14 protein-coding genes are annotated in these 19,137 nt (G+C 67.4%); 9 read left to right on the forward strand and 5 right to left on the reverse strand.

Features of this window, described 5'->3' with window-relative positions; all coding sequences use genetic code 11:
* Window positions 1-84 precede the first annotated feature (84 nt).
* The 4 genes from AR539_RS04145 to AR539_RS04160 all read left to right on the forward strand — a co-directional run bounded on the left by AR539_RS04145 (window position 85) and on the right by AR539_RS04160 (window position 5,569).
* Entirely contained in the window at window positions 85-2,292 is a 2,208-nt protein-coding gene (locus AR539_RS04145; protein ID WP_157360913.1) for a hypothetical protein, read from the forward strand.
* A 61-nt stretch (window positions 2,293-2,353) separates the two neighbouring features.
* Window positions 2,354-3,055 (forward strand): glycosyltransferase family 2 protein, encoded by a 702-nt coding sequence (locus tag AR539_RS04150; RefSeq protein WP_066433131.1) that lies wholly within the window; start codon window positions 2,354-2,356, stop codon window positions 3,053-3,055.
* A gap of 2 nt (window positions 3,056-3,057) precedes the next feature.
* Window positions 3,058-3,525 (forward strand): DUF2304 domain-containing protein, encoded by a 468-nt coding sequence (locus AR539_RS04155; RefSeq protein ID WP_082699178.1) that lies wholly within the window; start codon window positions 3,058-3,060, stop codon window positions 3,523-3,525.
* Between the two features lie 88 nt (window positions 3,526-3,613).
* A complete protein-coding gene (locus AR539_RS04160) occupies window positions 3,614-5,569 on the forward strand; it encodes a DUF7657 domain-containing protein (RefSeq protein ID WP_066432804.1) in 1,956 nt (651 codons plus the stop codon).
* A gap of 108 nt (window positions 5,570-5,677) precedes the next feature.
* On the opposite strand, the gene AR539_RS04165 is transcribed toward AR539_RS04160, so the two are convergent.
* Window positions 5,678-7,270, reverse strand: coding sequence for a DUF2142 domain-containing protein (locus AR539_RS04165; protein ID WP_066432806.1), 1,593 nt, complete (start codon window positions 7,268-7,270; stop codon window positions 5,678-5,680).
* Window positions 7,267-8,136 (reverse strand): glucose-1-phosphate thymidylyltransferase RfbA, encoded by an 870-nt coding sequence (gene rfbA, locus AR539_RS04170; RefSeq protein ID WP_066432808.1) that lies wholly within the window; start codon window positions 8,134-8,136, stop codon window positions 7,267-7,269. Before rfbA ends, AR539_RS04165 begins: the two co-directional genes overlap by 4 nt.
* 57 nt (window positions 8,137-8,193) lie before the next feature.
* Here rfbA and rfbB point away from each other — a divergent pair, with 57 nt between their 5' ends.
* Together rfbB and AR539_RS04180 are read left to right on the forward strand one after the other, a co-directional pair.
* Window positions 8,194-9,192 (forward strand): dTDP-glucose 4,6-dehydratase, encoded by a 999-nt coding sequence (rfbB, locus tag AR539_RS04175; protein ID WP_066432809.1) that lies wholly within the window; start codon window positions 8,194-8,196, stop codon window positions 9,190-9,192.
* 2 nt (window positions 9,193-9,194) lie between these two features.
* Window positions 9,195-10,598: a sugar nucleotide-binding protein gene (locus AR539_RS04180; protein ID WP_066432810.1), complete on the forward strand. Its 1,404-nt coding sequence runs from the start codon at window positions 9,195-9,197 to the stop codon at window positions 10,596-10,598.
* A 76-nt stretch (window positions 10,599-10,674) separates the two neighbouring features.
* Here AR539_RS04180 and AR539_RS04185 read toward each other — a convergent pair whose 3' ends face one another.
* From AR539_RS04185 to AR539_RS04195, 3 genes are all read right to left on the reverse strand, one after another.
* Complete coding sequence (locus AR539_RS04185; protein ID WP_066432812.1) at window positions 10,675-11,271, reverse strand: GtrA family protein; 597 nt, start codon at window positions 11,269-11,271, stop codon at window positions 10,675-10,677.
* The gene (locus AR539_RS04190) at window positions 11,268-12,911 is read right to left on the reverse strand and encodes a DUF2142 domain-containing protein (protein WP_157360914.1); all 1,644 of its coding nucleotides are present in this window, start codon (window positions 12,909-12,911) and stop codon (window positions 11,268-11,270) included. The genes AR539_RS04185 and AR539_RS04190 overlap by 4 nt, the downstream gene beginning before the upstream one ends.
* A 117-nt stretch (window positions 12,912-13,028) precedes the next feature.
* Complete coding sequence (locus AR539_RS04195) at window positions 13,029-15,458, reverse strand: GH25 family lysozyme (RefSeq protein ID WP_066432815.1); 2,430 nt, start codon at window positions 15,456-15,458, stop codon at window positions 13,029-13,031.
* Window positions 15,459-16,079: 621 nt separating this feature from the next.
* Between AR539_RS04195 and AR539_RS04200 the strand changes: the two genes are divergently transcribed.
* The 3 genes from AR539_RS04200 to AR539_RS04210 are packed head-to-tail and all read left to right on the forward strand — an operon-like array spanning window position 16,080 to window position 19,095.
* Complete coding sequence (locus tag AR539_RS04200) at window positions 16,080-17,303, forward strand: CpaF family protein (protein ID WP_066433133.1); 1,224 nt, start codon at window positions 16,080-16,082, stop codon at window positions 17,301-17,303.
* Entirely contained in the window at window positions 17,303-18,157 is an 855-nt protein-coding gene (locus AR539_RS04205) for a type II secretion system F family protein (protein WP_066432817.1), read from the forward strand. Before AR539_RS04200 ends, AR539_RS04205 begins: the two co-directional genes overlap by 1 nt.
* On the forward strand, window positions 18,154-19,095 hold the full coding sequence (locus AR539_RS04210) for a type II secretion system F family protein (protein WP_066432819.1): 942 nt from the start codon (window positions 18,154-18,156) through the stop codon (window positions 19,093-19,095). Before AR539_RS04205 ends, AR539_RS04210 begins: the two co-directional genes overlap by 4 nt.
* Window positions 19,096-19,137: the final 42 nt, after the last annotated feature.

The following is a 19,137-nucleotide window of genomic DNA, read 5'->3' on the forward strand; positions in this document are numbered from 1 at the left end:
GAACGGATCCCCAACTTGCAGCCTTCCCTATCGTCCTCGTCGCGCAACAGGAAGTGGCTCTTGCTGACCGCAGGATCAGTCTTGGTGCTGAGCCTGATTCCGCTCCTGTTCTATACGCGCTACTACTTCCAGGACGATACGGAAAACGGCGCCTACGGGGTCTGGTACCACCTGGGGGAAAACCTGCTGCAGGGCCGGGTCCCAGTCCTCAACCCCTCCGTCTGGTCCAGCGGCAACTACATTGCCGAAGGGCAATGGGGCACCTGGAACCCGATGGTCATGCTGTTCGGCGTGCTTGCCTACATCAGCCCGAACGCGGTGGTCCTGACCACTGCCCTGAAGGTTGCCATGCTGGTGGCGGCCGGCGTGGGGACCTTCGTCCTCGCGCGGAGCTATTCACTGTCCCCGGAGTGGGCCTTCATCGCCGGCATCGCCGTTCCCCTGAACGGCTTCACGATGTACTTCGACGCACCCTCCTGGGTGACGGGCGCGCTGGTATGGGCCATCTTCCCCTTCTTCTGGGCCGAGCTGCGGAAGCTGATGGCCGGGAAGAGGAATCCCTTCTGGGCGTTCATCACCGGATACCTGATCGTCACGGTGGGCTATGTGGCCGGCACCGTGGCCATTGGCTTCATCCTGCTGGCCGTCGGCATTGAGACGCTGATCCGCAAGGCCTGGCACCCCGCCGTCCGCATTGCCGTGACCGGTGTGTCCCTGGGCCTCGTCGCCGTGGTGGTCTTCCTGCCGGGCGTGCTGACCGCCGCCGTGACCACCCGTGGGACCACCGGCATCTGGAACGACGACTACATGAGCATCGACTTCAACAGCCTGCTCATGGCGCCGATTGCTACCGCCTATCCGCAGCTCCTGTCCTGGTGGTGGTCCGGCACGGGCGCCACCAGCCCTGCGGCGTACATCGCATGGTTCCTGCCCGCCATCGCGTTCGTGAGCTGGAGCCGCTTCAAGAAGCTCAGCCCCGAGCTGCGGGACCTCTTCTTCTTCCTCGCCGCCTCTGCCGCGTTCGTCCTGCTGCCGACGACGATCGGTCCGCTGCGGTACCCCGCCCGGTTTATGCCGTATGTGGCCACCGGTGCGGTGCTGCTGGTCATCGTGGCGGTGGCCCGCGCCCGGCGGCCGCACATCGGACGTCCCTCCCTGTACTTCGCCATCGGCCTGGTGGCCCTGGGTTCCTACCTGGGCTGGGCGCAGGTCCCGTCGCGCTACTTCACCATCTTCGCGGCCGCCGTCGTGGTCGTGGCGGCGCTGGTGGCGCTGTGGTGGCTGCTGAACCATCCGGAGGCGCAGTCGCACCGCTGGAACAAATTCGGCCTGGGCGCCATGTCCCTGATCGCCATCGGCGTGCTCATGGCCACCACGGCCACAACGCTGCTGCAACACCGGACCTCCGCGCGGAGCGGCCTGTCCATCGCCAACCAGCCCGCGGACGTCTCCACCTACAAGGGTGTGCTCAAGGGCGTCGAGAACGACGTGCTGGTGGTGGGCGACGCCCTGGACTACCCCCAGGAAAAGGAGACGTGGGAGCAGACCCTCATGGCCAACGCCTGGTACCTCAGTGACGCCAGCGTCCTGAACCGCTACCAGCTGGTGGGGTTCTCGAAGTTCAACGAACTCCTCTGCCTGCGGTACCTGGGCGGCACCTGCCCGGAGCTGGCAGAGCGCCTCTTCAACCGCAGGGCCGAGACGGGGCTGATGCTCGTGGACGAGCTGAGCATCGACAACGTGCAGATCCTCAAGGAGTCCTTTAACAAACCGCAGGTCGCCAAGGCGTCCAACAACTACGTTTCACGCGATGAGGAACTGGAAATCCCTGCCGTTCCCGCCGGGTGGCACGTCGCCGCGGAAACCGACGGCACCGTCCTGTGGAGCCGCGACGTGCCCCTCGGCCCGGCCGGCGGCGTGAGCTGGACCCAGCCGGGGACGAAGCTGACGGAAGTCTCCCGGGACAACACAAGGATCGTCCTGAAGGTTGATGAGGTTCCGGAGGGCGGCGGCCGTGCCGCGCTGAGCCGGCTGCCGTGGCCGGGATATACGGTGGATGGGGCAGAATTGATGGAACGTCCCGTGGGCGGGTACCTGCTGGGACTGGAAATTCCCGCGGACGCCCAGGGCAAGCTCATCACCATTGACTTCGAGCCGCCGGGCTGGCGGATCGGCATTCCCGTGTGGGCCGTCGCCGTCGCTGGAATGCTGGGCTGGAGCCTGGTGGTTGTGTGGCGCACGCGCCGGAACCCGTCAGGGCGGCCGGAAAACGTACATGAGGGGACCAAGTAGCAACATGACAGAAGTTCGGAGCAAGGTGCGTTTTCCAGCCGCGACCAAAGTTTTGGTGATCATGCCGGCCTGGAACGAGCGGGCGTGCATCGGTAACACCGTCCGGGAAGTCATTGGCCTCGGACGGAACTACGACGTGCTCGTCGTCGACGACGGTTCCGAGGACGGGACGCCGGAGCTGGCGGAGGCCGCCGGGGCGCACGTCCTGCGGCTGCCCTTCAACCTCGGCGTCGGCGGCGCGATGCGGGCCGGGTTCAAGTACGCGCACCGGATGGGTTACGACGCCGTCGTCCAGGTCGACGCGGACGGGCAGCACGATCCCAAGGACATCCCCGCCGTCATTGCGGGACTGGAACACTCGGACATCTCCATCGGGGCCCGGTTCGCGGACAAGGGGCAGTACACCGTCAGCGGTCCCCGGAAATGGGCCATGCGGCTGCTTGCCGCCGTCATTTCACGCATCGCGCGGACGGAACTGACGGATGTTACCTCCGGGTTCCGGGCCGGCAACGTCCGCGCCATCAAGCAGTACCTGAAGCACTATCCGGCCGAGTACCTGGGCGACACCATCGACTCGCTCGTCGTGGCCATCCGCTCCGGATGTGTGGTCTCCCAGACCGGCGTGGAGATGCGGCCCCGCCAGGGCGGGCAGCCCAGCCACAATCCGGCGAAATCGGCGATCTACCTGGTCCGGTCAATGCTGGCACTCCTGTTTGCCATGACCCGCGGCAAAGCCCGCACAACTCACGAAAGCGATATCTGACCGTGGAAAGCATTGCAGCACTCATCTTCTCCCTGCTTGTCCTGGGCAGTGTGGTGTTCCTGCTCCGCGGCAAGGGACTGCGGGAGAAGTACGCGTTCCTCTGGCTGTTCGTCGGCATCGCATGCCTGGTGCTTACCGCCATCCCGGGCATGCTCCGCTCGGTCACGTCCCTGATCGGCGTGCAGGTCCCGTCCAACCTCCTCTTTGCGATGGGCATCATCTTCCTCACCGGCGTTGCCCTTCACCTGTCGTGGGAGGTGTCCGTGCTGGAAGAGGAGGCGCGCACCCTGTCCGAGGAAGCCGCCATCGGGCGCGTCCGCCTGGAAGAGTTGGAGCGGAAGGTCGAGGCCCTCTCGTCGGCTGTCGGCGAGGCAGGACGGACTGCGCCTTCGCCCACTGCGCCTTCGCCCACTGCGCCTGCGGCGCGGACGGCCACCGCCGACTGGCAGCCGCAGCGGCCCGCCGACTGATCCCAAGGATTGACCTGACTATCAGCCTCCCAGCACCACGTCCCCGCGGACGTGCACGCGATGGTGTGGAGCGCTTGGAGGAACTGAGTTGAAAACGCGACTTCCCGCGCCCGCCGGCGACGCCGTGCGGAACGCCTGGCGCTGGGTATGTGTCAACGACCGCGCCGCCCGGCTGGGAACAGTGCTGGTCTTTGTGGTCTTGGTGCTGTTCGGCATCACGACGTCATCCATCGGCATTTCCGAACTTCGGCAGGATCCCGCCGACCCGCTCGGCTGGCAGTTCGGCAAGTCCCGGCCCATCAGGTCCGATGAGATCCATGCCTTTTCGGCGATTGTCCTCTCCATCCTGGCCACCCACGGCGCGCCGAGCCTGAGCCCGCTCGCGGCGCGCGCCGACCTGGTCCACCGCTTCCCGACCGACGGCTTCTTCGAGCAGTTCGTCTTCTTCGATTCGACCCTGCTCCGCGCCGCCGGCGTGATCCCGGAACACATGCTGTTCGCCGCTCACTGGTGGCTACCCTCGCTGATCCTGCTGCTTGCCATGCCCACCTGGTTCCACCAGCTCGGGCGTTCCCGCCGTTACGGCTGGTTCGCGGCGATCCTGATCGTCCTGTCGCCGTCGAACGCCTGGTGGTCACTCCAGCCGGTGGCGCTGATCGCCTACACGCTCGGCGGCTGCGTGCTCATGATCGCCGCCTACCAGCGCTTCAAGCAGGGGCAGCGCTTCGCGCCGGCCGCCCTGGCAGCCGTGGGCGGCATCCTGATCGCGGGCCTTCCCACCTTCTACGCGCCATGGTCACTGCTGCTGGGCCTCCCGGTGCTGATCGCCTCGACGGCGTGGATCCTGCTGCAGCGCAGCGGCTGGGCACCCCGGCTGAAGGCCGTCCTCATCACCGGCGGCACCGCCGTGGTGTTCGGCGCAGGCACGCTCTTCGAGAACCGCGAGGGCCTGCAGGCGCTCTTCAGCACGGTGTATCCGGGCTCGCGCCGGGCGGAAGCGGATCCGCAGCCCTTCGGCCGCCTCTTCGGAGCGCCCGCCCTGGGACCGCTGCAGTACTTCGAGCCGGTGGGTGTCAACGCAAGCGAGCTGTCGTCGTCGTTCACGGTCTTCTTCGTCTGGATCCTGGTGCTCCTGCTGGCCGCGCAGTGGCGGCCGGGCTTCCGGGACAGCATTGCCGAATGGACGTTCGGCTCCTGGTCGGTGCTGTGGATCGCCTGGATCAGCCTGGACCTTGGCCCCATGAGCCAGAAGTTCCCCCTGCTCAACCTGGTCACGCCCCCGCGGGCGTCGCAGGTGGTGGGTGTGCTCGCGGTAATCCTTGCCAGCCTCCTGCTGAGCCGCTGGTCGCCCCCGGACTCCTGGCGTGTTCCGCTGCTGGCCGGAGCAGCGTGCGCCCTCGTCACGGGGTACGCGGCGTCCCTGCTGAAAGCGGCGGACCTGCCGGAGCTGCCCGACGCGCAGATCCTGCTGGTCCCGCTTGCTGTGGGCGTGGCCGTGGCAGCCATCACCAAATACCCCCAGCGGCTGTGGCCGCTGGCGCTCTGCGTGGTCCTTGCGGCGCTTCCCGTGGCGCGGGCCAACCCTGTACTGGTCGGCCTTGGCGACCTGCGCGCCTCGGACGCCGCCAAGGCAGTGGCGGGCCAGGCGCCCGCGGCGCGGGCCGACGGAAAGCTCTGGGCGGCGGACTCACCGGCGCTGAACACCCTGCTGCTCTCCAACGGAATGCCCTCCCTGTCCGGGCTCCAGCGGTCCGGCCCGGACGCGGCGGCGTGGCAGAAGCTTGATCCTGAATCCGCGTACGCCAACAAATGGAACCGCGGTGGAGGCTACATCTTCTTCTCGTGGGCCCCGGGCCAGCCCACCACCTACGAGACGAACGACTTCGATGCCGTGGGCGTGACGATTGACCCCTGCGTGCTCAAGGCTGCTTGGCAGAATCTGGACCGGATTGTGTCCTCACGGCCGCTGGAGGCAGCGTGCCTGGCCCTGGACTCGGAACTCCAGTGGGACGGCAAGCCGGCCTACATCTACACGGTCCGCTAGGCAGGTACACCGTCCGCTGGGCGGGGTAGGGAAGGGCGCGTACGCCGCCGCAGGGGGATATGCGCCTGCGCCCGCAGGGGAGGGCAGCTGCGCCCGCTGGGGCCTGGCCTAGGCCGCGGGGGAGGGCTCCGCCGTCGCGGGCTCTGCGCTGCGGCGTTCGGCGCGGATGGCGCCGCGGACCAGCCACAGTGCCAGGGCAAGGAACGCCGCGAAGGCGCCAACGCTCAGCAGGGTGCCGCCGGGCGGCTGCCAGGACGGCTCCGTGACCATGTCGATCCAGCGGCGGTCCACCGCCCAGCCGGTCACGTAGCGCCGCAGCGTCTGCATAAAGGTCCAGAAATGGAACACGGCGAGGAGGATGGCCGTGGCGTTCAGGAGTGCTGCGGCCTGGGGCGAGAAGCCGCGGGCATCCATACGGTCAAGGGCCATGCCGCACACCATCAGCAGCGGGACAAAGACGGCCAGGATGTACCGGCCCTGCCAGACGATCCCGATCGTTCCCACGGCCTGCGCCTGGAGCAGCGGCGGCAGCAGCAGCAGGGCGGCGAGCAGGAAGACGGCCGCGGTCCGGCCGCGTCCCCTGGCGAGCACGACGGCGGCCATCACCAGGGCCGTGCCGAGCCCCAGCCACAGCACAAACGCGCCCATGGGTGCGGGGACTTCCAGCCAGCCGAACTGCCCGACGTAGCCGGTGGCGTAGTCGAACGTCCGGTCCAGCATGATCTCGGCGCCGGTCAGGGGTGAGGAACCTGCCGCCTCAAAGGGGTTGCTGGACAGGCTGTCATGCCGGGTGATCCAGTACAGGGCGAAGGCGCAGGACAAACCGATGGCCGCCGTGCCGGCCCACACCCACGCGTTGCGGGTCAAAGCCTTGATCTGCGGCCACGTGCCCAGGATGCAGGCGGTGGCGGCCATGAGTGCCAGCCAGAGCAGGGACAGGCCCTTGGTGTTGGCCAGCACGCAGGCCGCCGCGGTGATCACCGGCACGTAGCGCCGGTAGGCGGTGCGGTCCGCCGATCGTTCCAGCAGCAGCACCAGGTTGGCCAGCAGGGCCGCGGACGTCGCGTACTCCAGGGAGTTCGGGTTCACGGCACCGTTGAGGAACAGGACCATGGGCGTCATCGCCACGGCAGTGGCGGTGATGGCCCATTTCCGCCGCCGCAGCCCGGACAATGCCGAGAACGCGGAGGCCAGGAACAGGCAGCTAAGGAGCGCACTGACCAGGCGCATCCCGTACACGGCGGCGGCACCGTGGCTGGCGAGGGACGGCAGGCCCACCACGGCGTAGTAGAGGGGGTTGTAGTTGCCGGCCGAGGTGCGGGCGTCCACCAGCGTGCTTGGGTCGCCGCTGAAGGGAGGCACGCACGACGGCGGGGTGTCCTTCTTCTGGGCGAAACAGCCGAACGTGTCGTAGTAGCCGATGCCGGCCGGCACGGTGACCAGCTGGAACGCGCCGCCGTCGGGCATTTCCCGGCCGGTCAGCTCGCCGCGGACCACCGCGGCGGCCTTGATGACGTGGGCGGGTTCGTCCGGGACCCCCATCAGGGGAGTGGCCACCGCCCAGGCGCTGGACAAGCCCATCAGCACCAGGAAAGCCCACCAGAACACCCGGCGCTGGCCGGTACGCTGCACGTGGTCAGCCGCGTGTGCGCGCTCCGGGCTGTCCGGGTCCTGCCGGCGGGTAGCCGGTGCCTGGATCAACGACCGTTTTCCAGCAGCCCAAGCAGGTAGGTTCCGTACCCGCTCTTAACCAGCGGCTCGGCGCGTTCCCGCAGTTCGTCGTCGGAGAGGAACCCCAGCCGCCAGGCGATCTCCTCGGGGGCGCCGATCTTCAGGCCCTGGCGGTTCTCCGTGGTCCGGACAAAGTTGGACGCGTCGTTGAGGTCGTTGAAGGTTCCGGTGTCGAGCCAGGCGGTGCCGCGGGGCAGGATCTCCACGTGGAGCTTTCCGCGCTCGAGGTAGGTCCGGTTGACGTCGGTAATCTCCAGCTCGCCGCGTGCGGAGGGCTTGAGGTTCCGGGCGATCTCAACGACGTCGTTGTCGTAGAAGTAGAGGCCCGGCACGGCGTAGTGGCTCTTGGGCTTGGCCGGCTTCTCCTCGAGGGAGATCGCCTTGCCTTCGGCGTCGAATTCGACCACGCCGTAGGACTTGGGGTCGGACACCCAGTAACCGAAGACGGCGCCGCCCTCGATGTTCTCGAACCGGCGCAGCTGCGTGCCCATGCCCGGGCCGTAGAAGATGTTGTCGCCCAGGACCAGCGCCACGGGTTCGTTGCCGATGTGCTCCGCGCCGAGGACAAAGGCCTGGGCCAGGCCGTCGGGGGAGGGCTGCTGGAGGTAGGTGAGGCTGACACCGAACTGCGAGCCGTCGCCCAGCAGGCGCTGGAACTGCTCGGCGTCGTGCGGGGTGGTGATGATCAGGATGTCCCGGATGCCGGCCAGGATGAGCGTGGAGAGCGGGTAGTAAATCATCGGCTTGTCGAATACCGGCACCAGCTGCTTGCTGACGCCGAGGGTAATCGGATGGAGCCTGGAGCCGGTACCGCCGGCCAAAATGATTCCGCGCATACGGGCCATCTTTCCTGTTAACTCGTGCATCGGCCAAATCCGGTAACCTTTGAAACTATGCAGCGACTACTCGTAACCGGCGGTGCCGGCTTCATTGGTTCCAATTTTGTCCACTATGTCATGTCCTCCACGGACAACTTCGTGACCGTCCTTGACAAGCTCACGTACGCGGGCAACCTGGAATCCCTGAAGCAGCTTCCGGCCGACCGGTTCCGGTTTGTGCAGGGCGATATCTGCGACCAGCCGCTGGTGGATGAACTGGTTGGCTCCCACGATGTTGTGGTGCATTACGCTGCTGAATCGCACAACGACAACTCGCTGCACGATCCGCGTCCGTTCCTGGACACCAACATCATCGGCACGTACACCCTCATCGAGGCCGCCCGCAGGCACAACAAGCGGTTCCACCACATCTCCACCGACGAGGTCTACGGGGATCTGGAACTCGATGATCCGGAGCGGTTTACCGAGAACACCCCGTACAACCCGTCCAGCCCGTACTCCTCCACGAAGGCCGGCTCGGACCTGCTGGTGCGCGCCTGGGTGCGGTCCTTCGGGCTGCAGGCCACCATCAGCAACTGCTCGAACAACTACGGCCCGTACCAGCACGTGGAGAAGTTCATTCCGCGCCAGATCACGAACGTGATCGACGGGATCCGCCCCAAGCTCTACGGCAAGGGCGAGAATGTCCGTGACTGGATCCACGCCAATGACCACTCCTCGGCCGTGCTCGCGATCATCGACAAGGGCCTGATCGGCGAGACGTACCTGATCGGTGCCGACGGGGAGAAGAACAACAAAGAGGTCGTTGAGCTGATCCTGGAGCACATGGGCCAGCCGCGGGACGCGTACGACCACGTGGTGGACCGGCCCGGGCACGACCTGCGCTACGCGATCGATTCGACCAAGCTGCGCACCGAGTTGGGCTGGGCGCCGCAGTTCTCGAACTTCGACGCCGGTATCGAGGACACGATTGCCTGGTACCGGGAGAACGAGGACTGGTGGCGTCCGCAGAAGGCCGCCACGGAAGCCAAGTACAAGGAGCAGGGCCAGTAGGGATGGAGTTTTCGAAGACGCTCTCCGTCACGGAGACGCCTATCCCGGGGGTCCTCCTGTTCGACCTTCCGGTCCACGGGGACAACCGCGGCTGGTTCAAGGAGAACTGGCAGCGCGAGCGGATGCTCGCCGCCGGCCTGCCCGATTTCGGGCCGGTCCAGAACAACATCTCGTTCAACGACAAGGCCGGCACCACCCGCGGCATCCACGCCGAACCCTGGGACAAGTTCGTCTCCGTGGCCAGCGGGCGGATCTTCGGCGCGTGGGTGGACCTGCGCGAAGGCCCGACATTCGGCACGGTCTTCACGGCCGAACTGGATCCGGCCAAGGCGATCTTCATCCCGCGCGGGGTCGCGAACTCGTACCAGACCCTGGACGACAACACCTCCTACGTGTACCTGGTCAACGACCACTGGTCCGCCGACGCGGAATACACCTTCCTCAACCTCGCCGACGAGACCGTCAGCATCCCCTGGCCCATTCCGCTGGAGGAAGCCGAGCTTTCCGAGAAGGACAAGGCACACCCCCGGCTGCAGGACGTAGTCCCCATGCCGCCGCGCCGCACGCTGGTAATCGGCGCCGGGGGACAGCTGGGCCGCGCGCTCCGCGAAGCCTACGCGGGGGACACCAGCGTAGAGTTCGCCGAACGCGGCGATTTCGACGTCGCTGATCCCGCTTCTTTCGAGAAGCGGAACTGGCGCCGCTATTCCACCATCATCAACGCCGCCGCCTACACCGCGGTGGACGAAGCGGAAACCGAGGAGGGACGCCGGGCCGCCTGGGCCCTCAACGTCACCGCCGTCGCTGCCCTGTCCAAGGTCGCCGCGACCTACGGCCTGGTGCTGGTGCACGTCTCCAGCGACTATGTCTTCGACGGGTCCCTGAAGAGCCACACCGAGGACGAGCAGCCGGCACCTCTGGGCGTGTACGGCCAGACGAAGGCTGCCGGGGACGCCGCCGTCAGCGTTGTGCCCCGGCACTACATTGTCCGCACCAGCTGGGTGATCGGCGACGGCGGGAACTTTGTCCGCACCATGGCGTCCCTGGCGGCAAGGGGCATCGCCCCCGCCGTCGTGGACGACCAGGTGGGCCGCCTGACCTTCGCCGGGGACCTTGCCGCCGGCATCAAGCACCTGCTGCAGGCCAAGGCGCCGTTCGGCACCTACAACGTGACCAACGACGGCGAGCCCCAGTCCTGGGCCGACGTCGCCGGCGAGGTCTTTGACCTGGTGGGCGCGTCCCGTGCGGACGTCACGGGGGTCTCCACCGAGGAGTACTTCCGCGGCAAGCAGGCCGCGCCGCGGCCGCTCAACAGCGTCCTGGAGCTGGACAAGATCAAGGCGACGGGATTCACCCCGGCCGACGCCTCCCAGCGGCTCAAGGAATACCTGCGCAGTTCCGTCTGACGCGGGGCAAACTTCATTACCTGAACAGCGAGGCCCGGACTGGATTCCAGTCCGGGCCTCGCTGTTGGTGGTTCTCCTAGCCGGCGTCCGGCTCCTGCTTCCCGGCGCGGCCGGGCTCTTCCGTGAGGGCGTGCTTGTGCTGGTGCGGGCCGTGGTGGGTGGCCTTCTTGCCGAACACCCAGTGCTGGTAGAGGAAGAAGTTCCACACCGTCATGGCGGCCGTCGAAATGACCTTGCCGCCCATGTACCCGAGGATGGTGGGCGTCAGCAGCTGCACAATCAGCACGGTGGCCAGGGTGTTGGCGACCACCAGAATGCCGTAGCGGATCATGCTCACGTGGGTCCGGTGCGCCGATTCGAACGAGAACTTCCGCTGGACCAGGAAGTTGAACACCAGGCTGGCGAGGAAGGCGGTGGCGCTGGCCACGCCCACGTCCCAGTGGAAAACCTCGCGCAGGAGCACCAGCAGGCCGAAGTCGACGGCGAACGAGAGCCCGCCCACAATCAGGTAGCGGACGGCGCTGTGGCCAAAGAACCTGCCGACCAGCCCGCGGCGCTTGTCCGCCGGCTTCTTCTCCGGGGCCGGCGTTACCGGGTTGTCCTCTTGGGCGGCCTCCTGGCTGGTGGCCGGGGTGTCCAGGGCGTCTTTATCCGAGGGTGTTGTCCGGCTCATGGCTTGCCCATCTGGACCGGCGCAAGGCGTTCCCGGTCATCGGTGCTGGCGGGGGCGGAACGCGCCGGCTCCGTGGCAGGGGTGGTCACGGTTCCCGCCGCCGATGTTTCGGGGGCCGGGGTTCCGTGGGCACGGGTTCCGGGGGCCACCACCGCGTTGGTTCGGACGTGCTTCAGCAGGAGGAAAGCGCCAAGGGCTGTGCCGGCCGCAAAGACGGCCACTGCCGTCAGCGTCCCCAGGGGCGGCTGCCACTGCGGGTTCTGGAGCATGTCGATCCACCGGATCTCCATGGACAGGCCGGTGACGTAGCGGCGCAGGACCCAGACGAAGGTCACCAGGTGGCTTACCGCCAGCAGCACGATGAGCGTGTTGAGGGCAGGTACGGCGGGCGCGGGCCACGGCCGGGGATCCGAGTTGTCTAGCGCCATCCCCGCGATCATGAGGCAGGGAACGAAGATCGCCAGGATGTAGCGGCCCTGCCACACCATTCCCTGGTCGGTGATGATCACGGCCTGCAGCAGGATCGGGAGCAGGAGCAGGGCCGCGGAGACGAAGATGGTGGCTGCGCGGTAGCGGCCCCGGCCGTAGATGATGGCCGCAAGCACGGCGGCGAAGAAGGCCGCTGTCCACAGTGCCATCACGCCGGTGGGAGCATCCAGCTCAAGCCAGCCGAACTGACCGATGTACCCCTGCATAAAGAGGAAGGTCCTGTCGATCATGATTTCGGCCCCGGCATCAAAGCCGAGCCCGGCGCCGTCGAACGGCTTGCTGGCAAGGCTGTTGTGGCTGGCGACCCACCAAAGGGCGTACACACAGGACAGGCCGATCACTGCGGAGCTGGCCCAGACGGACGGGCGGCGCAGGACGGCCTTGATCTCGGCCGCCGTCCCCAGCAGCAGCACCGCAACCACGACCACCAGCATCCAGAGCAGCGACAGTGCCTTGGTGTTGGCGAGCAGGGCGGCCGCGACCGTTGTTGCGGCCACGGGCACAATGAGGGCCCGGCCCTTGAGTGAGCCCTTCAGCAGGAGCGTGAGGTTGGCGGCGATGGCAGCGGTTGTTGCGAATTCCAGGCTGTTCGGGTTGACGGAGCCGCTCAGGAACAGGGTCATCGGCGTGACGGCGACGGCGAGGCCGACGGTGGCCCACTTGTTCCGGGGCAGGCGGGACAGCGCGGAAAACGCGAGTGCCAGGAAGACGCTGGTGAGGAGCGCGCTGACCAGCCGCATGCCGTAGACGGCCTTGAAGCCGCCCACCACGAGGGACGGCCAGCCGACTGCCGCGTAGTAGACCGGGTTGTACAGCCCTGCCGTGGTCAGCGCGGACACGATTTCGTTGGCGTCGCCGGGAATGGCCGGTGAGCACTGGGGGGTGGCCGTGATGTTCCGCACAAAGCAGGTGATCTGGTTCGTGTGCTCAATGGCCCGGGGGACCTGGACGGCCAGGAGGGGGCCGCCGTCGCCGGTCTGGGCTCCCACCAGTTCGCCGCGGACCACGGCGGCTGCCTTGATGATGTGGGCCGGTTCGTCCGGGATGGACGAGACCGGCGAGGCCAGCGCCCAGCCGGAGCTCATCACGAAGATCGCGAGCAGCGGCCACCAGAACCATCTGGCACCGGGGTTGCGGTCCGGTGGACTCATGATGGCGTGCTTCAAGGTGCGGGCTCCTCAGGGAATGGCGGGCAGTGTCCGTGCTGCTGACGGCCTGCCTCAAGTCATGGCTCTAAGTAGTCTAAGTCAGTCCGGAGGCCAGCCTGCTCAGAGCACCATGGCCAGAGTGCGCGCCAGGTAGCCCTCGCTGGGCTTCATCCCGGTGCCGGAGTACGCCCACAGGGACCCGTCCGGCCGCCGGGCCACCAGGTCCGGGTTCGCGTCGCCGTTGAGGTTCCAGCCGTTGAGCACCGTGTCGAAGATGTTCCATCCGGTGCCGATCCGGATGGTGGCTCCGGGCTTTCCGGTGCCGTTGCCGGGGTAAAGCCACAGGGTGCCGTCGGGCCTGCGGGCCAGCAGGTCGTTCCTGCCGTCCGCGTTGAAGTCGCCGGCGCCGAAGAGCTGGTCAAACACTTCCCAGCCGTAGTCGCCGACCTTCACGCCTCCCTGGTATCCGCTGTTCGAGCCATCGACCTTTCCGGTTCCTTTGTACAGCCACAAGGCGCCGTTCGGCTGCCGGGCGAGGAAGTCGTTCCTGCCGTCGCCGTTGAGATCACCAGCCCCCGTAATGGTGTCGAAGGCTTCCCACCCGAACAGGCCGATCTTCCGCGCGCCGGCGTATCCGTTGTTGCCGGAATCCACGCGCCCCGTTCCCGCATACAGCCACAGCGAACCGTCGGGTTTCCGCGCCAGAAGGTCGCCCTTGCCGTCACCGGTGAAGTCGCCGACGCCGGCAAAGGCATCGAAGACGTCCCAGCCGTAGTCGCCTATCCGCTTCGGGGTGCCATAGGCCCCGGTCCCGTTGCCCGGGTAGAACCACAGGGTTCCGTCCGGCTTGCGGGCCAGCAGGTCGCCCTTGCCGTCGCCGTTGAAGTCCTGGACCGGGATGAGCGCGTTGAAGGCTTCCCAGCCGTATTCCCCGATTTTCCGGGCGGCCTGGTAGCCCTGGTCTTTCATCGCCGTTCCGGCGTAAAAGTAGACCGCGCCGGCGGCGTCGGCGGCCACGAAGTCCGCCATCCGGTCGCCGTTGGCGTCCCCGGTCCCCACGATGTCGCTGTAGACGCCCCAGCCGGAACCGATCTGGCGGCCGTTTACCAGCACGGCGCGGCCGGTATTGGAGTAAAGCCACAGTGTGCCGTCGGGCCGTCGGCCGATGAGGTCGTTGGTGCCATCCCCATCGAAGTCCTGGATGGCGATGAGCTGGTTGAAGATCTGCCAGCCGTAGTCGATCTTGCGGGCGGTGCCGGTCTGGCCGGCGCCGGTCCCCGAGTAGAGATACAGGCTGCCGTCCGGGGTGCGCGCGGCCAGGTCAGGCTTCCCGTCGCCGTCGAAGTCGCGGACGCCGAGGAGGCTGTCGAACGCATCCCACCCGTGGTCGCCGATCCTGACGGCGGGGCGGTACCCCTCGTCGGTGGCGGAGACCCGCCCGGTGCCGGCGTAGAACCACAGCGAGCCGTCCAGTTTCCTCGAAACCAGGTCGTTCTTCCCGTCGGAGTTGTAGTCGCCCACGCCCAGGACGCGGTCGTAGATGCCCCAGCCGGAGCCGATCCGGCGCCCGGCCAGGTACTGCCCGGCGCCGTTGCCGGGGTAGAACCACAGCTCGCCGTCGGCCCTGCGCTGGATCTGGTCTGCGAGGCCGTCGCCGTCGAAGTCACCGGGCGAGACCAGCCGGCGCGTGGGGTCGGTGGGCACCGGCGGCGGAGGCGGGGGAGGCAGGGGCGTGCCCGTGGCGAAGCGCTTGAGGGAGGTGTAGTCCCCGTTCCAGATGTTGGAGTCGCCGCCGTTGGCGAACGGGCCGGACTCGCTGTACTGCCAGAAGCTGAAGTTGGCCCAGCTGGAGGGCAGGGCCCCCGGGCTGTCGCTGGGGTAGTCGGGCCAGCGCGCAATCCACAGCGGCCAGTCACCGAAACCGGAGGGGCCGCCCACGCAGTAGTTCCACCATGACGTGGTGGTGTACATGACCGGCAGCCGGCCGGTCAGTGCCACCATGGTGTTGCCGAAGTCGCGCGCCCAGGAGGTCAGCTGGGCAGGGGTCATGTCGTAGCAGCTGTTGCCCTGGTAGTAGCCGTTGATGGTCATGCCGGCATAGGGGTTCCCCTCAAAGTCCAGCACCGGAGGCAGGGTGTACCCGTCGGCGCTCCAGCCGCCGCCGTTCCGCACGAAGATCCTGGCCTGGTCCGCGCCGGACGAGGCAGCGGGGTTGGCGAAGTGGTAGGCGCCGCGGATCATGCCCACAGCCCTGGAGCCCAGGTACTGGCTGCTGAAGGAGGAGCTGATGTTGTAGTTGCCCTCGGTGGCCTTGATGTACGCGAACCGGGCGCCCATGTTCCACTCGGTCTGCCAGTTGATGCCGGCCTGGTAGATGCTGACGTCCAGACCCTGGACGCCGTAGCTGGGCATCCAGGTGCCTTGGGTGGTCAGCGCCTCGAGGGTGGTCTTCTGGTCCGGTGCCTTCGGGTCCCCGCCGATGGCCGGGATGCCTTCCGCACGGGTTCCCTGCCCCATTTCGGCCCCGCCGTTGGCGGTGGCCGCGGCCATGGCGGCACGGTAGCCCTCGGTGGAGCGGTCTGCCGGTGCCAGGGGGCCGGCCGGAGCCGGGGATGTGGTCGGCGCGGTTGTTGGTGCCGGGGTGGGTGTGGCCGTCGGCGTTGCCGGCGCAGTTGTGGCTGGTGGTGCAGTTGCTTGGGCCGGCGTGGAGACGGGGGACGGTGTGGTAGCTGGAAGCGCCGATACGTGAAGTGCGTTAACTGCCGGCGGCGCTGCAGCGGCGGGGGATGCCAGTCCCGGCCCGGCGACGAGGGAGGCGGCCAGCAGGGCTGCTCCGACCCGGCTGCCGGAACTGTTGGGGGGAAGTATGGTCCGCTTCATTTGCCGCTCCGGAACAACACGCTCGTGGCAGTGTTTTAGTGATCTCGCGCCCGGCGTTCAGCAATTCAAACTGCCGGGATGTAAGAATGTCTGACTTATCGCGCCCACCCTAACACCGCAGAGAAAGCTCAACCAGAGTTTCAGGTGTTACTAGTGTGAATATTGTTGATAAATCTGCATTTGTTTTCCACATAAGGCGTCCCCTGCCCTTGTCCTGTGGCCGGGGCGCCCCTAGCTTTAACCCAATTGCAGCGCCTTTGGGACAGGGCGGCAGTTCTATTGGGGGCCACTGTGGAGGCTGTACGCATTGTCGAGGACGAGGTCCGCGAGCTGATCCGCCGGCGCGGCCTGGACCCCATGCGTCAGGCCGGAGAGGTCCGCCGCCTGGTTGAGGCAGCAGTGATGGACTACGACGAGCGGGCATTACTCGCGCCGTTGCCTCCCATCGGCCCGCTGGAGAATGCGCGGAGGTTCGTCTTCGACGCCGTCGCCGGGTTCGGGCCCCTGCAGCCGCTGCTCGACGATCCCGCCATCGAGGAAATCTGGCTCAACGCCCCGCACGAGGTTTTTGTGGCGCGCAACGGGGAATCTGAGCTGACGTCGGTCTCGCTCACGGACCAGCAGGTCCGGGATCTGGTGGAACGGATGCTCAAGAGCTCCGGGCGCCGGCTCGACATGTCGTCCCCCTTTGTGGATGCCGCCCTTCCCGACGGGTCCCGCCTGCACGTCGTCATCCCGGACGTGACGCGGCGCCACTGGGCCGTCAACATCCGCAAGTTCGTGGTGAAGGCCAGCCGGCTCGAACACCTGGTGGAACTGGGAACGCTGACCCCGCAGGCAGCCCGGTTCCTCGGCGCTGCAGTTGCCAGCGGCCTGAACATCCTGGTCTCCGGCGCCACGCAGGCGGGAAAGACCACCATGCTGAATTGCCTGGCCGCGGGCATAGGAACGCGCGAGCGGGTCATCACCGTGGAGGAGATCTTCGAACTGCAGTTTCCGCTGCGGGACGTGGTGGGGCTCCAGTGCCGGCAGCCCAACCTTGAAGGCGAAGGCGAAATCCCCATGCGCCGGCTGGTCAAGGAGGCGCTGCGCATGCGGCCCGACCGGCTGGTGGTCGGTGAGGTCCGGGAGGCAGAGAGCCTGGACATGCTGATCGCCCTGAATTCCGGGTTGCCCGGGATGTGCACGGTCCATGCGAATTCGGCCCATGACGCCGTCACCAAGATCTGCACGCTCCCGCTGCTGGCCGGCGAAAACATCTCCAGCGCGTTCGTGGTTCCGACGGTCGCGTCCTGCATCGACCTTGTGGTCCACTGTGCCCGCCAGACCGGCGGACGCCGGGAGGTGACAGAGATCCTGTCATTGGGCCGGAGGGTCGAAAACGGCATCATCGAGTCCTCCATGGTCTTCGCCCTGGCGGACGGCCAGTTGCGACCCAAAGCCAATTCGATGCCCTCGGCAGAAAAGTTCGCCCGCTCGGGCTACGACGTCGCGGCCCTGCTGGAGCCGCGCTGATGGCGGCGATGCTCGGCATGGTGGCGGGAGCCGGACTCCTGCTGATCTGGTGGTCCGCCTGGGAACAACCCGCGGCCTCCAGCCGCACGCCCAGAACAAGCCGGCTGGAGGATCTGCTGCGGACCGCGGGAATTGAGAAGGTCAGCGGCGCCGGCCTGCTGGCGAGCTGCCTGGGCGTCGGCGCCTTCACCACGCTCGCCTTCCTGGCCGTCACCAGGTCATGGCCGATCGCGGCCTGTTTTGGCCTGTTTGGGGCCTGGCTGCCCATGGCCATCGTGAAGTGGCGCGCGCGGAAACGCGCCGCCGTTCTGCGGCAGCTGTGGCCCGACGTCGTCGACCATCTGCGGTCGGCGATCCGGGCCGGCCTGTCACTGCCGGAAGCGCTGATCCAACTGGGCGACAAGGGCCCGGAGGAACTCCGGCATGTGTTCCGCGACTTCGGCTCCGACTACCGCTCCGGAGGGCAGTTCGATCCGTCCCTGACCAGGCTGAAAGACCGGCTGGCGGATCCCGTGGCGGACCGGATCGTCGAAGCGCTGCGCCTGACCCGGGAGGTGGGCGGCTCGGACCTTGGCCGGCTGCTCGGCACCCTCGCGGAATTCCTGCGGGAGAGCGCCCGCACCCGGAGCGAACTGGAAGCCCGCCAGTCCTGGACCGTCAACGCAGCGCGGCTGGCGGTGGCGGCACCCTGGGTGGTGCTCATGCTCCTGGCCAGCAGGCCTGAGGCTGTCGCGGCGTACAACACGCCCGTCGGGGCCGCTGTCCTGCTGGGCGGGCTGGCGGTCTCCCTCGTGTCCTATGCCGTGATGCTGCGCATCGGCGCGCTGCCGGCGGACGAAAGAGTGCTCCGGTGACCGGCCTGGTCGCGGCCTCGGCCGCCTGCGGAGCCATCCTGGGCAGCGGACTGTGGCTGCTGCTGGTCAGGCTCCCGTTCATGCGCCCCACCACGTTCGCCGACCGCATCGCCCCGCAGTTGAAGTCCCACAGCCTGGAGTCCCGGCTCCTGCTCACCGTTCCTGGAAACATCACGCCGTTTGGGCCCCTGGAACGGATCCTGCGTCCGGTCATAGGCGACGCCGTGGCGCGGCTTGGACGGCTGAATCCCGGTTCCCAGGCGCTGGCCCGCCGGCTGGCCAGGGCGGGGAGCACCAAGTCGCCGGCTGACTTCCGGGCTGAACAGCTCCTCTGGGGCGCGGGCGGCTTCGTCGCGGCGGTCGGCGCTGTGGTGCTCTTCGGCGCGGCCGGGCGGTTCAGCCCCCTCCTGGCCGTGGTGCTGGTGATTGGCTGCGCAGTGGGCGGTTTTATGCTGCGGGACTACCTCTTGGGGGCACAGGTCCGGAAGCGGGAGGCACGCATGATGGCCGAGTTCCCCAGCATCGCCGAGCTCATGGCGCTCGCCGTCAGCGCCGGCGAGAGTGCCACGGGCGCGCTGGACAGGGTGTGCCGCAGCGCCCGCGGAGAGCTGTCCAAAGATTTTTCCCGCGTCCTGGCCGAGACCAGGGCGGGCAAACCCCTCGTGGACGCACTGCAGGAATTCTCGTCCCGGACGGAGCTGGGTCCGCTGCTCCGCTTCGTGGACGGGCTGACCGTTGCGGTCGAACGGGGAACGCCCCTCGCCGACGTGCTGAGGGCGCAGGCCCAGGACGTCCGGGACACGGCAAAGCGCGAGCTGATGGAGTCCGCCGGGAAGAAGGAAATCGCCATGATGGTGCCGGTGGTCTTCGGCGTCCTGCCACTGACGGTGGTGTTCGCGGTATTTCCCGGCCTGGCCGCCATCAGCATGGGTTTGTAGAGGTATACCGCACGGAAGCTGCAGGCAGTCACAGAACCACCG

Source organism: Arthrobacter sp. EPSL27, assembly GCF_001512305.1.
Taxonomy (GTDB): domain Bacteria; phylum Actinomycetota; class Actinomycetes; order Actinomycetales; family Micrococcaceae; genus Arthrobacter.